The organism is Pseudoalteromonas luteoviolacea NCIMB 1944 (genome assembly GCF_001625565.1).
GTDB classification, from domain to species: Bacteria; Pseudomonadota; Gammaproteobacteria; order Enterobacterales; family Alteromonadaceae; genus Pseudoalteromonas; species Pseudoalteromonas luteoviolacea_F.
Map to the genome: position 1 here is coordinate 22815 of NZ_AUXS01000038.1, position 12765 is coordinate 35579.

Annotated in this window: 13 protein-coding genes; 4 read left to right on the plus strand and 9 right to left on the minus strand. The window is 44.5% G+C overall.

Annotated elements, in window-relative coordinates:
* From tatA to N483_RS14175, 5 genes are all read right to left on the minus strand, one after another.
* Window positions 1-237: a Sec-independent protein translocase subunit TatA gene (gene tatA, locus N483_RS14155; RefSeq protein ID WP_023400229.1), complete on the minus strand. Its 237-nt coding sequence runs from the start codon at window positions 235-237 to the stop codon at window positions 1-3.
* Between the two features lie 63 nt (window positions 238-300).
* Entirely contained in the window at window positions 301-1914 is a 1614-nt protein-coding gene (gene ubiB / locus N483_RS14160; RefSeq protein WP_023400228.1) for a ubiquinone biosynthesis regulatory protein kinase UbiB, read from the minus strand.
* Window positions 1915-1930: 16 nt separating this feature from the next.
* Entirely contained in the window at window positions 1931-2530 is a 600-nt protein-coding gene (locus N483_RS14165) for a ubiquinone biosynthesis accessory factor UbiJ (protein WP_023400227.1), read from the minus strand.
* A gap of 20 nt (window positions 2531-2550) precedes the next feature.
* Window positions 2551-3306, minus strand: coding sequence for a bifunctional demethylmenaquinone methyltransferase/2-methoxy-6-polyprenyl-1,4-benzoquinol methylase UbiE (ubiE, locus tag N483_RS14170; RefSeq protein WP_023400226.1), 756 nt, complete (start codon window positions 3304-3306; stop codon window positions 2551-2553).
* A 107-nt stretch (window positions 3307-3413) separates the two neighbouring features.
* Window positions 3414-4421 carry a GGDEF domain-containing protein gene (locus N483_RS14175; RefSeq protein ID WP_023400225.1) on the minus strand — a complete coding sequence of 336 codons (1008 nt, stop codon included), beginning with the start codon at window positions 4419-4421 and terminating at the stop codon, window positions 3414-3416.
* Between the two features lie 310 nt (window positions 4422-4731).
* Between N483_RS14175 and N483_RS14185 the strand changes: the two genes are divergently transcribed.
* The gene (locus N483_RS14185; protein WP_023400224.1) at window positions 4732-6498 is read left to right on the plus strand and encodes a DUF885 domain-containing protein; all 1767 of its coding nucleotides are present in this window, start codon (window positions 4732-4734) and stop codon (window positions 6496-6498) included.
* A gap of 36 nt (window positions 6499-6534) precedes the next feature.
* Here N483_RS14185 and mtnK read toward each other — a convergent pair whose 3' ends face one another.
* A complete protein-coding gene (gene mtnK, locus N483_RS14190; protein ID WP_023400223.1) occupies window positions 6535-7737 on the minus strand; it encodes an S-methyl-5-thioribose kinase in 1203 nt (400 codons plus the stop codon).
* Window positions 7738-7861: 124 nt separating this feature from the next.
* Between mtnK and mtnA the strand changes: the two genes are divergently transcribed.
* On the plus strand, window positions 7862-8869 hold the full coding sequence (gene mtnA, locus N483_RS14195) for an S-methyl-5-thioribose-1-phosphate isomerase (protein WP_023400222.1): 1008 nt from the start codon (window positions 7862-7864) through the stop codon (window positions 8867-8869).
* 55 nt (window positions 8870-8924) lie between these two features.
* Here mtnA and N483_RS14200 read toward each other — a convergent pair whose 3' ends face one another.
* The 3 genes from N483_RS14200 to N483_RS14210 are packed head-to-tail and all read right to left on the minus strand — an operon-like array spanning window position 8925 to window position 10764.
* Window positions 8925-9467: a 1,2-dihydroxy-3-keto-5-methylthiopentene dioxygenase gene (locus N483_RS14200; protein ID WP_023400221.1), complete on the minus strand. Its 543-nt coding sequence runs from the start codon at window positions 9465-9467 to the stop codon at window positions 8925-8927.
* Window positions 9464-10150, minus strand: coding sequence for an acireductone synthase (gene mtnC, locus N483_RS14205; protein ID WP_023400220.1), 687 nt, complete (start codon window positions 10148-10150; stop codon window positions 9464-9466). The genes N483_RS14200 and mtnC overlap by 4 nt, the downstream gene beginning before the upstream one ends.
* Window positions 10147-10764, minus strand: coding sequence for a methylthioribulose 1-phosphate dehydratase (locus N483_RS14210; RefSeq protein ID WP_023400219.1), 618 nt, complete (start codon window positions 10762-10764; stop codon window positions 10147-10149). The genes mtnC and N483_RS14210 overlap by 4 nt, the downstream gene beginning before the upstream one ends.
* Window positions 10765-10861: 97 nt before the next feature.
* On the opposite strand from N483_RS14210, the gene N483_RS14215 reads away from it, so the two are divergent.
* Both N483_RS14215 and N483_RS14220 read left to right on the plus strand, forming a co-directional pair.
* A complete protein-coding gene (locus N483_RS14215) occupies window positions 10862-12001 on the plus strand; it encodes a methionine aminotransferase (RefSeq protein WP_023400218.1) in 1140 nt (379 codons plus the stop codon).
* Complete coding sequence (locus tag N483_RS14220; RefSeq protein WP_023400217.1) at window positions 11989-12759, plus strand: nitrilase-related carbon-nitrogen hydrolase; 771 nt, start codon at window positions 11989-11991, stop codon at window positions 12757-12759. Before N483_RS14215 ends, N483_RS14220 begins: the two co-directional genes overlap by 13 nt.
* Window positions 12760-12765 lie beyond the last annotated feature (6 nt).

Below are 12765 nucleotides of genomic sequence, written 5' to 3' on the forward strand. Positions count from 1 at the left end.
TTATACCTTTTCTTTATCTGTTTCGGTGCTAGCAGATTTAGTTTGTGCTTGGCTTTGAATCGCGTCTTTGGGTTTATCCGCTTCTTTATTGTCTTCATCAGACATTGCCTTTTTAAAGCCTTTTACTGCGTTACCGAGATCCCCACCCATACCGCGTAATTTTTTCGTGCCAAAAAGCAAGACAATGATTGCAAGGACAATCAACAATTGCCATATACTGATTCCACCTAATCCCATAACGACTCCATTTATGTGTTATTTGTATTTACTGAATTGATTATACGCCTAGCGTATAAAATATCACCCTGTTTTACGCCAAGCGCAAATAAATAGCAAGCTTGCCAGCACTGCACTACCAAGGCTTGCGCCGTTAAGTTCGGCGATAAAACAGAGCCCGGCAATAATTGCAAAGGTCGACGCCGCCATGCCGAGTAAAATGCTCTGCATTGTTTGTTTATTGAAGCTTGGTGAAGCTACTTGAGGGCGATGGTGTTGGCGCTTGAGGTTTTGATAGATCAAATCTGGCAGCTCGGGCATTTTTTCAGCCCAAAACGGCAAGTTTTGGTACAACTTTTTCGCGACTGCCATTGGCCCAACTTGCTCTTTAACCCAATGCTCTAAAAACGGTTTGGCCGTTTTCCACAGATCTAGTTGCGGGTATAGCTGACGGCCAAGCCCCTCAACATATAACAGCGTTTTTTGCAGTAGCACTAATTGAGGTTGAACCTCCATATTAAAGCGTCTTGCAGTATTGAATAGATTAACTAGCACATGGCCAAACGAAATTTCGGCAAGTGGTTTATTAAATATTGGCTCGCACACAGTGCGAATGGCAAACTCAAATTCTTCTACGCAGGTATCAGCGGGAACCCAACCTGAGTCGACATGCAGCTGGGCAACCTGACGGTAGTCACGGTTGAAAAAGGCAATGAAGTTTTCAGCTAAGTAGCGCTTATCTTCACGATTTAAGGTGCCGACGATACCGCAGTCAATACCAATATATTGTGGGTTGTCCGGGTGTTCATACGAGACAAAAATATTGCCAGGGTGCATATCGGCGTGGAAAAAGCTATCGCGGAAAACTTGGGTAAAAAAGACTTCTACACCGCGTTCAGCGAGCAGCTTCATGTCAGTACCTTGCGCTTCTAGAGTATCGGTATCAGATACTGGAATTCCATAGATGCGCTCCATCACTAAAACGTTTTGGCGTGAAAACTCACTATACACTTCTGGAATGTAAAGTGCTTCCGAGCCTTCAAAGTTGCGCCTAAGTTGAATGGCATTAGCCCCTTCGCGCATTAAATCAAGTTCGTCCAACAGTGTTTTACGGTATTCACGGACAACTTCAACAGGGCGAAGCCTGCGTCCTTCACTGACCAGCCAAGCTAGAATTTTGGCAAATTGCTCCATTAATGAGAGGTCGGCCAATATCTGTTTCTCAATGTCCGGGCGGATCACTTTGACCACGACATCCTTTAGACCATGTTCGGTTTGTAACTGCGCTGTGTGTACTTGCGCAATGGATGCAGATGCCAGTGGTTGCTGTTCGAAATGTTCGAACAAGTTGCTGATATGGGTTAGATCCAACGCCTGCTCGATGAGTTTTTGCGCTTCACCACCATCAAAAGGCTCTACGTTATCTTGCAACTGCGCTAACTCTTGGGCCATGTCATGAGGTAACAGATCACGTCGTGTTGACAGCATCTGGCCAAACTTGACCCAGACTGGTCCTAAAGTTTGAAGTGCTAGACGTAATCGCGCACCTGCTGACTTATCTTGGTGCTTGTTTGGCAGCCAAAATACGCTTTTTCTAAGGAGCTTTGCATACCAAGGTTGTAGTTGCTGAGGTAGCAGTTCATCTAGGCCGTAGTTTAGAAATGTTTTACCAATTTGATATAGGCGAGCGATGGACAATTCCAGCTCCTTAAAGTCAGTCAGTTAGTGCATTAATGCGTTGTTCAAGCGCAGCCAGTTGCGATGAAAGCGCTCTGGTTTGAGCTTTAAATTGTTGTAATTCCAAAGGGTGGACGGTCACATTCAATTCATCCTGACACAGCTGAGTTACCACCTGTTGCCAAGATTTTGAATGTTGCTGTGCGCTGTTAGCGCACTGTTTGACGCTACTCACCAAATGCTCGGCGCCGGCATCGCCAAGATAACGAGACAGGTGTTCTGCCCAATCGATGTTTAGATTGGCAAACGCTTTACTGTAGGACTGTGCAAGGTGAAGGTCGCCTTCTAAGTCCAGCTTACCGGAGCGGATCAAACGTGTCAGTTGGCTGGGGTCCTTTAATTCACCCAGAGAATCAACAGAGGTGGTAATATGACAGTCTGCACTGTCGTGGTAATTACCATAGACAAAACAATGTTTGCCGTTGTAGTGCAGTGCACAGGATAAGTTTAAGTCTGTTAGCGTCAACGCGAGTACTTTATGCGCTGAACTTTGCAGATCGCTGGCAAGATTTGGTTCAAGCGTTAAAAGACGATTAACAGCTTGTTCGGCAACAGCCGTCAATACAGAAACCCACATAAACTTATCCTTACTAAACTTTAGTATTTGAACCCTCTATGCAGCGCAACGATGCCGCCAGTGAAGTTTTGATAGCTGGTTTGTTCAAAACCTGCATCTTCCATCATACTTTTTAAGGTTTCTTGGTCCGGGTGCATACGGATTGATTCCGCCAAATAGCGGTAAGACTCGCTGTCATTGGCGACCAGCTTACCAACGTTTGGCAGTATGTTGAATGAATAGAAATCATACAGCTTTGACAGTGCTTCGCTTTCGGTTTTTGAAAACTCTAAAACCAACAGGCGTCCACCCGGTTTTAGTACTCGATACATCGAGCGCAGGGCTTCGTCTTTATCTGTTACGTTGCGTAGTCCGAATGCGATGGTGATGACGTCAAGACTGTTATCTGGAAAAGGCAACGCCTGAGCATTCATTTGCACATATTCAATGTTGTTTACTAAACCTAGATCACGCAGTTTGTCACGGCCAACTTTCAACATTGAGTCATTGATATCGCCCAGGATCACTTGGCCTGTATCGCCAACTAATTGGCTAAACTTGGCAGTTAAATCACCTGTACCACCGGCAAGGTCTAACACTCGATGACCTTTGCGTACACCAGAGCAAGCAATGGTTTGACGTTTCCATAGACGGTGTATTCCAAACGATAAAAAGTCATTCATGATGTCGTATTTAGCTGCGACAGAGTGAAAAACATCTGCAACCAGCGACTCTTTTTGATTGGACTCTACAGTTTTATAACCAAAGTGTGTGGTATCGCGATTTTCTTCTTTCATGTTGGCCTTGGTGACACAGTTTAGATGGGTATAGTGTACTTGATAGCGACACTTAGGTGCAATTTATAGTGGCAGCTAATCGCAAAATTTTTATAGGCAAAGGGTGGTTAGATGGCGCCTGAAATGTAGCAGTCACGGCCCAAAGCATGTGCCTTTTGAGCTGCGTACGACGCTTGGCCTGCCAATTCATTAAAATCGCGTTCAGTTTGTCTTTTTGCAATCCCTATCGCCAGTTGAACTTCTGGAAATTGTACATTGCCTTTATTGCTGATAAATTTTAGCTTTTCAACACCTTTGCGGATTTTAGCGGCAATGACTTTGGCTGTTTCGGGTTCAATATCTGCAAGCAAAATGGTGAACTCTTGCTTACCTGTACGCCCGGGTACGCCACTTTCTAACACATATTTTTTGATTTTGTTCGCGACGCGTTGCAATACCGTTTCACCGATCATATCCCCAAACCTAGCAGTGAAATCGCTGAGGTTATCTACTTGAATAGAGATAGCGCACAGGGTTTTATCTTGATCTAACCAAAGCTGTGTCTTTTGATTAAGATAGTGTCGTTTATACAAGCCTGTATGTGGGTCGATCAAACGTTGTTTTCGAATTCGATTGAGCGCAATGTACTGCTGGTTTTGCGATGCTCTGGCTTTTTGTAAGCCGTTTTTAAAACGCTGTTGCTGTTCGAGAAAACGCTCAGTTTGATTGGCAAACTCACCGAGTACTTTTTTACTTTTGGCGATATCTTGAGTATCTAACTCGCTGGTGTATTTGCGAATATTTTGTGTAAATTGCGAAATACTGTGCTGAGCGCGCGCCGAGGATGTAGATAGCTCATCAATGACATTATCAACTTCTTTCAGTACTGCGAGTTCTTCTTGGTGCTCAGTGTATATAAATTCGAAATACAGCTGCTCTATATATACCGTATCGATAGTAGTGCTGTTGCGCAGATCCCGCTCCAAACGAGAGGTGAGAGGTTCGTTGCTACGACTGATAAAGGTATAGGCCACTTGATAATTGAGTGGTGTTGGCGGTAGAGAGTGTAGCTCCAAAAAATGACATACTTTGGTCATCTTTTCTTGGGCTATCGCCATTGGATCATGGAACGTCATCTACTTATACACCACACATTAAAGTTATTTTTAAAGCCTTAATGTCCTTCGGCACAAGTCATGATTTCATCCTATCTGAAGCCCCGCTACATTAATCGTAAATGCGACTTTTTGAAAGTAAAATTTGCCTCTTAAACGGTAAAAAGTTACCCGTTTATGTTCTTTAGGTGATTTTATCAACAACTTTATACTATCCTCCCTGTAGAGAGGTTTTGGAGAGCGCACTTGCTGATCTTTGGTCGAATATACTTGCATCCAGATAGGAGCCTTCGTTATGGTGCGCTATCCCAGCGAACGTTAAGGAACCCCTGTGTTAAACGCCATTGTTAAACCACTCAGTGCCATTGCACTGGCATTAAGTCTGTCAGCGTGTCAGACGACATCAACTAATCCAGATCAAACTTTTGTGGCATTGTCCGAGCAGGTAATGGCGTTTCGTGCTGAGATAGATAGCTCTGCCATTACATCGCTGGACGCGGAATTTTTGTTGGAAGATATGTCAGCACAAGGCTTGGCCAACAAAAATCAGCGCAGGTTGGCTTTGTTAGCACAGTTCGATGCAATTGATGAATCTCAGCTTAGTGCTGAAAATCAGATCAATTTTGCGATTTTACGGGCACAGGTACAAAATAAAGTCGATTTGTATCACTATAAACATCACTATGTACCGCTGTTGTCTGAATCTGGATTTCACACCTCGCTGATGTTTAAGATCAGAGAGCATGACTTTACCACAGCCCTTGGTTATCAGCTGTTGATTGAACGCATCAAACAATTACCAAGGTACTTTTCTCAGCAAATGGCATGGATGCGAGAGGGCATGAAAATAGGTTTAACCCAACCTAAAGTGGTGTTGAAAGGGTTTGAGTCTTCTATAACCGCTTATATAGCAGTGGAGGATGTTGAGCGTTCACCATTTTATGCGCCATTTAAAGTTAACCAAGCGGGTTTGCCTGATGCCGAATTTAAGCAGCTGCAGCAGCAAGCAAAAACGGCCATTCTCCAATATGCAAATCCAGCTTATCAGTCCTACTATGACTTTTTCGTCAATGAGTATCGACCTGCTGCGAAGGATGATATTGCTTGGTCTACCTCTCCAAATGGCAAGGCATTTTATATAAATCGCGCTAAGCATTTCACCACAACTTCTATGACACCCAAGCAGATCCATGAGCTGGGACTGCAAGAAGTGAAGCGCATTCGTACTGAAATGGATAAAATCATCAAAAAGGTCGGTTTTGACGGCACTTTTGCGGAATTTGTCGAATTTTTGCGAACAGATCCACAATTTTATGCCAAGACTCCGGAAGAATTGTTAAAAGAAGCTTCATTTATCGCGAAAAAGATGGATGCGCAGTTACCAAAGTTCTTCTATACATCCACTTTGCCGCGCGTGCCATATGGGGTTGCGCCAGTGCCAGACAGCTTAGCACCTAAGTACACCACGGGTCGCTATCTCAGCCCATCAACGGAAACGGATGCGGGTTATTACTGGGTAAATACTTATGCACTGGATAAAAGGCCTTTGTATGTATTAGAAGCGTTGACCCTTCATGAAGGCGTGCCAGGGCACCATTTACAAATTTCCATGAATGACGAGTTAACTCAATTACCCGAATATCGAAGTGAATATATTTCGGCATTTGGTGAGGGGTGGGGACTTTATTCAGAATATCTAGGTATTGAAGCCGGGTTTTATCAAGATCCCTACAGTGATTTTGGTCGGCTAACCTATGAAATGTGGCGTGCAGCCCGTTTGGTTGTAGATACGGGAATACATATGTTTGGCTGGAGTCGTGAGCAAGCGATGCAGTTCATGCAAGATAACACGGCATTGTCGTTACATAACGTAAAAACAGAAACGGACCGCTATATTTCTTGGCCTGGGCAAGCCCTGTCATACAAGGTGGGAGAACTGACAATTAGACGTCTCAGAGCTGAGGCTGAGCAAGCACTAGGTGAGCGGTTTGAAATCCGCGAGTTCCATCATCAAATCTTGAAAAATGGCTCAGTACCGCTGTTTGTTCTTGAAGCACAAATTGCTAAGTATATTGAACAGGCGCAAATGCAAAAATAATCACAGTGAAAAGGCCGCCATTAGGCGGCTTTTTTATTAGTGGACAAAGCTGATAATGAGCTGATAAAAATCATCAGTAGAGCGACAGCTTTTTGCATTGAGGATTAATTGTTCCCCCAACAACAGAGTTTGTTTTTGAACCGCCAAGCGCTTGTCAGCGGCTTCGATTTCATCAATATCTGCCACATGCGCCAATCCGATGGTGCGGCGGATAAGCTCTGTCCCACAATAGCCCATAGCGTCTTGCAGTACTTCTTGTAAAAATTGCTCGCTGTAACCTGGTGCTTGCAACGCTAAATCTCGGCCTTCTTCTTTTGCCAGTGTTAGCCACTGCTGCTCAAATACTTGCAGGCAAGTAGAAATGGTATTGAGTAAATAGCTGTGCAAGTCACGGCGTTTGGGGGCTTCGGCAACACGGCCATTATGCGCGCAGTAATTGAGTAGTAAGTTTCCAATAAATGAACCCAAATCAAACCCAATAGGCCCAAAAAAACCAAATTCAGGATCGATAAACTTGGTTTGATTTTGTGCTACAAAGATACTTCCTGTATGAACGTCGCCATGCAGCAATGTCTGAGGCGAAGAAAAGAACTTACTTTTCAGTCGGGCGACATGGATCAGCAATGTGTTGTTTTGTCGCAGTAGGTGAACTTGCTCTGTTAATTCTGTTGGAAAGTTATTGCGCTCATTTACTCGGTAGGGGTCGTCGAAAAATAAATCTTCAGTGATAGAGCAAAGCTCTGGGTTGGTGAACTCTTGTACCAAGGCTTTTTTATCTGCTGGAGATAAGTAAAAGTCTGAGTGGTAAAAGCTCGTTCTTGCAAGATAAGTTGCGACATCCGAGCCCAGCTGGCGAAATGTTTGCCCTTGGTTAAGTTCGCCACGCAAGATAGCCAAATCGCCGAGATCTTCCAAAATAGTCACTGCCAGTTCGCTATCGTGGTGAAGCACCTTTGCTGTTAACTCAGGGCAGACCTTACCATGTTTTTGCAAAACACTTGCTTCAATCCTAGCCCTATCTAAGGTTAGAGGCCAGCTTTCACCAACACAACGTGCATAGGGCAGGGCTTGCTTCAAAATGATGCTTCGCTGGTTTGTATCTTGGATACGGAACACCAAATTGAGATTGCCATCACCAAACTCATAGCAAGAAAGCACAGAGTCTGTAGGAAAGAATTGCCCCAGTTCTTGGACGTAACTTAAGGCGGTGTCGTTATTAAAGGCAACGTATTTGCTCACTGTTATTCACCAAAAATTAAAGTAACTTTTGGCATTCTATATTTTTAAATGTTTAGATGTCTATACATCTTTAGATCTTTATGTAGAATGAGTAACAATATTAACTGCCTATCCTTTAAACAAAATGAAAGACTTAATCGCTCAAAGTTTGAAATATCAAGATGGTAAAGTGCAGGTGCTTGACCAATATTTATTGCCACATCAGGAGGTTTGGCATGTATGTCAAACTGTCAGTGAGATGCAGGGTCTGATCAATAACCTTCAAGTACGAGGCGCGCCTTTAATTGGCCTAGCGGCAACGTTACTGGTGGCATATCTGGCTGAGCAGGGCGGATCACAGCAAGAATTAGGTCAGGCGATAGATGATTTAGAAGCTACGCGTCCAACGGCGGTGAATCTCAAACACTGTATGGATAGATTGAGAGCGGTAGTAAACAATGAGCGATATGTTGAGTCAGTTGTTGCCGTCGCTGAACAATTATTTGAAGAAGATATTGCTCTGTGTAAACGTATTGCGGAGCATGGTGTTGAGCTAGTCAATGCTGGGGATAACATTCTAACCCACTGCAATACAGGAGCACTGGCTACAGCGGGAATTGGCACTGCACTTGGCGTGATTTATCAAGCAGCACAGCGCCATGGCAATATTCATGTCTGGGTAGATGAAACGCGCCCTTTATTACAAGGTGGGCGGTTGACTGCGTATGAGCTTGCTCGCTGGCAGATCCCGTACACTTTATTGTGCGATAGCATGGCAGCTTCTTTGATGGCTGCAGGCAAGGTGGACAAAATATTTGTCGGTGCGGATAGGGTGGCGGCAAATGGTGATTTTGCAAATAAGGTCGGCACGTATAACCTAGCTGTGTTAGCACATTTTCATCAGATACCTTTTTATGTGGTGGCGCCAAAAACGACTTTCGATCCACTGTGTGCCAGCGGACAAGACATTGAAATAGAGCAGCGCAGTGCACTTGAAGTGACAGGTGTGAGTGGCAGTTTTGGTGACTGTCAGTGGGCACCCAAGCAAGCTGATGTTTATAATCCTGCTTTTGATGTGACACCGGCAAGGTTGGTAACTGGCTGGGTATTTGACAGCGGTGTATATACCAAACCCGTGTTTTCAGCGCTGTAATGTGAAGTGACACGGTAGGTTATGTCTGTCCAATGTGTCACTGTGAGATTAGAATTTAGTCTAAAATTGGAAATTGCTTTGCAATGTTCGACCCTGTTTCTTTGGCAACCCAACCTTCGGTGTTATTGAATAGGCGAATGGCTGTGAACTCAGGATCACTGCCCATATCAAACCAATGAGGTGTGTTTTCTGGCACGGAGATCAAGTCGCCTTGTTGACACAGCACTTGATACACTTTGTCTTGAATATGTAGGCAAAATAAACCTTGTCCTGCGACAAAAAAACGTACTTCATCTTCACTGTGGGTGTGCTCAAAAAGAAATTTCTCGCGTAATTGTGCCGCATTCGGATTACCTTTTTGCAGCGCGATCACATCAACAGTTTGATATCCACCCTGTGCTTTTAAGCGTGTGATATCTTGCTGGTACGCATCTATGATGTCTGCTTCTGCAGCATCATGTGCCAGTATTTGTGTTGCTTGCCACTGTTCAAAGCGCACCCCAACTTCAGCAAGTTGCTGGGAAATTTTTATGGCATCGTCACTTTGAAACGTTGCCGTATTTGGCTGATGTTCTTGGTAGATATGTAAGTAACTCATGACGGTTTCTCATCTTTTATTTGTTCAAAGTCGGTTATGAAGTCATGTTGGGGGCTTGTTGTTTGCCCATCGCGCCACAACTGTAATGTCTGCATTCCCGCTTCTTTCGCTGCATCAAGCTCTGCGACTACATCACTTAAAAAAAGGATTTCGTGTGCAGCAAAGGGGACACTTTGAAGGATGTTGTGATATGACTGGGTTTGCTGCTTAGCTCCTACTCGGGTATCAAAATAGTCGCTAAATAACGGTCGCATATCACCAAAATCTGAATGCGCGAAAAGTAGTTGTTGCGCTTTGACTGAGCCAGATGAATAGACGTACAGTACGATTCCTGACTGCTGCTGGTCGGTTAAATAGGTGTAAGCATCCGGGTAGATATGGCCCGTAAAGTCTCCTTGTTGATAGCCATTTTGCCAGATCAAACCTTGCAACTGTTTAAGTGGGGTGATTTTTTTATCGGCTGCAATCCAGCCGAGCAAAGTATCTATGACGGTTTCTAAGCTCGCATTCGGTTGATTTATCTCTGCTCTAACCGCTTCTATTTGAGCGCTTACCTGTGGCTCATGCTGCGCATTTATAACAAAGTCAGTGAGGTGTTTTGCAGCATAAGGAAAAAGAATGTCTTTAACGAATGATATGCGAGTAATTGTGCCTTCAATATCTGTGAGTATGGCTTTTATCATTTTACTGCTCCTTCTAGTTTTATCCGCTCCAACTCACAAGCAAATAAAAACTCTAACCCTTCAATGTGTCGGCGTGTTTCAAAAATACTGTTGCCAAGCGCGTACAGGCCGTGACCACGGATCAAGACACCGTGGGTAATTGGGTATGATTGATGGTGTTTAGCTACGCGCTCTGCCAAGGCTGGAATATCCTGATCATTATCAAAAATGGCAATGGAAAGTGTATCGAGATGACTTTGAATACCGGATAGTGATTTTTGCATTTCATATCCTGTAACCGCAAAGTTGTCGCTGCGTATAAAGCGCGAAAGTACCGTAGCTGCAACAGAATGTGTATGTAAAATACAACCAGATTGAGGTTGCAACTCATACAGTTTTAAGTGTAAGGCGGTTTCAGCGGAAGGCTTGCCTTCACCAGAGACAATATTACCTTGTTGGTCTAATTCTAAAAATTGCTCAGGGGTTAGGTGCCCTTTATCAAAGCCACTGGCGGTGACGACAAAGCCATCATCGGTCTTCATCGAAAAATTACCACCCGTTGCAGGGACCCAACCTTGTTGGCTTACCCAGCGTCCAGCGTCAATCAGTGCTTGTTTTGCTGCCTTTGTTTGCATATTCGATCTACCTTAAGAGGTTTGGACGGCTATACTTCTATCTTTGGCAATGATAGCATCGCTTTATCGCCTACGCCATAACCAAAAGAGTTACAATATGGAAAGTAAATTACCAGATGTCGGTACCAGTATCTTTACTAAGATGACGGGTCTTGCCAATGCACATGGTGCGCTTAACTTGTCGCAAGGATTTCCAGAGTTTGATACTCCGACTAAGCTAAAGCAAGCACTGGCCGAGCAAACGCTCGCAGGCAACAATCAATATGCACCTTCACCAGGCGTTGCTGCGCTACAACAAGAGATTGCTGCACTAGTGGCGCGTCGATATCAGCAAGACATTGATGCCAGCGCGCAGGTGACGGTGACCGCAGGCGCGACAGAGGCCTTGTTTGTCGCTATTCAAGCACTGGTCCGCGACGGTGATGAAGTTATCGTCTTTGACCCCGCTTATGACTCTTATCGACCTGCTGTAGAATTGGCGAGGGGCAAAACTGTACACATTCCATTAAGTGCGCCGGATTATGAGATAGATTGGACTTTGGTGAGCAACAAAATTACCGAGAAAACTCGTGCGATCATCATAAACTCTCCACACAACCCCAGTGCAAAAACACTCAAGCAAGTTGATTTAGACTCGCTGAAAACGCTTTTGGATCAGCATGATATATACCTTATCAGTGATGAAGTGTACGAGCATATTACATTTGATGGCGCATCGCATCTAAGTGTATTGCGTGACCCAGCGCTATCTGAGCGCGCTTTTGTGATCTCGAGTTTCGGTAAAACCTTCCATTGTACGGGATGGAAAATGGGCTACTGCGTGGCTCCGCCTGCACTGTCGAGTGAGTTCAGAAAAATTCACCAGTTTGTCAACTTCTCTAGTTTTACACCAGCACAGTTTGCCTTGGCTGAAATGTTGCGTGACGCGCCTGAGCATGTCGATGAGTTATCTGACTTCTATCAGCAAAAACGCGATGTGTTAGTGCAAGCGCTCGCCCCAAGTCGATTCAAGGTTTTACCTAGTGAAGGCACGTACTTTTTATTACTAGATTACAGTGATATTTCAATGCTGGATGATGTTACATTTTGCCAGCAATTGGTTGAGCAAAGTGGTGTAGCCGCTATTCCGTTAAGTGTGTTTTATGAAAAACCAACACAGGATAAAATTATTCGTCTGTGTTTTGCAAAAGAGACCGATACACTTATCGCAGCGGCGGAGAAACTATGTCAACTTTAACGGTTAGTTTGGTGCAGTACGACATTGCCTGGCTGTCACCAGAGCAAAATTTTACTACTATTGAGCAGCTGACAGCAGCACCCACAGGGTGTGATCTATTGCTGTTGCCTGAGACCTTTGCCACAGGCTTTGCGCTGCAACAAGCCACCGCAGAGCAGGCCGCACTGGCGCTGAGTTTTATGCAGCAACTAGCTGAGCGTTTGCAATGTGTGGTGGCAGGTTCCGTGCTGGTCCCCAACGGTGATAAGAAAGCGAACCGCTTTTATTGGGTTTGGCCTGATGGGTCGCAGCAAACATACGATAAACGCCATTTATTTTGTCTCGGCAATGAAGGCCAGTATGTGACGCAGGGCTGTGAAAGAAAAATTTTTGAAATCAACGGTTTTAAGCTCTTGCCTCAAGTGTGTTATGACTTGCGCTTTCCTGTCTTTCAACGCAGTAAAAACGACTATGATGTGATGGTAAATGTTGCAAACTGGCCATCCGCAAGGCGCTTTGCTTGGGATACCTTGTTACGTGCCCGTGCTATCGAAAATCAGTGTTTTGTATTGGCTACAAACCGAATAGGTCCAGATGGCAAAGGTGTTGCCCACGATGGGGGAACCATAGCACTGGACTATTTAGGTCAGACTATTGAGCAGGTGGATGACAATCTGACGGGCGTTGTGACGGTCTCTCTGGATAAAGGTAAACTGGCTGAATACAAAAGCCAATTCCCAGCACACCTAGATGCTGATGGGTTTGAGATTACATTATAAAGATTA

Bases quoted from the DNA above. Each gene is read 5' to 3' on its own strand.
- tatA (WP_023400229.1), bottom strand. From the start codon at position 237: ATGGGATTAGGTGGAATCAGTATATGGCAATTGTTGATTGTCCTTGCA.
- N483_RS14165 (WP_023400227.1), bottom strand. From the start codon at position 2,530: ATGTGGGTTTCTGTATTGACGGCTGTTGCCGAACAAGCTGTTAATCGT.
- ubiE (WP_023400226.1), bottom strand. From the start codon at position 3,306: ATGAAAGAAGAAAATCGCGATACCACACACTTTGGTTATAAAACTGTA.
- N483_RS14175 (WP_023400225.1), bottom strand. From the start codon at position 4,421: ATGACGTTCCATGATCCAATGGCGATAGCCCAAGAAAAGATGACCAAA.
- mtnA (WP_023400222.1), top strand. From the start codon at position 7,862: ATGAAAGACTTAATCGCTCAAAGTTTGAAATATCAAGATGGTAAAGTG.
- N483_RS14200 (WP_023400221.1), bottom strand. From the start codon at position 9,467: ATGAGTTACTTACATATCTACCAAGAACATCAGCCAAATACGGCAACG.
- mtnC (WP_023400220.1), bottom strand. From the start codon at position 10,150: ATGATAAAAGCCATACTCACAGATATTGAAGGCACAATTACTCGCATA.
- N483_RS14210 (WP_023400219.1), bottom strand. From the start codon at position 10,764: ATGCAAACAAAGGCAGCAAAACAAGCACTGATTGACGCTGGACGCTGG.
- N483_RS14215 (WP_023400218.1), top strand. From the start codon at position 10,862: ATGGAAAGTAAATTACCAGATGTCGGTACCAGTATCTTTACTAAGATG.
- N483_RS14220 (WP_023400217.1), top strand. From the start codon at position 11,989: ATGTCAACTTTAACGGTTAGTTTGGTGCAGTACGACATTGCCTGGCTG.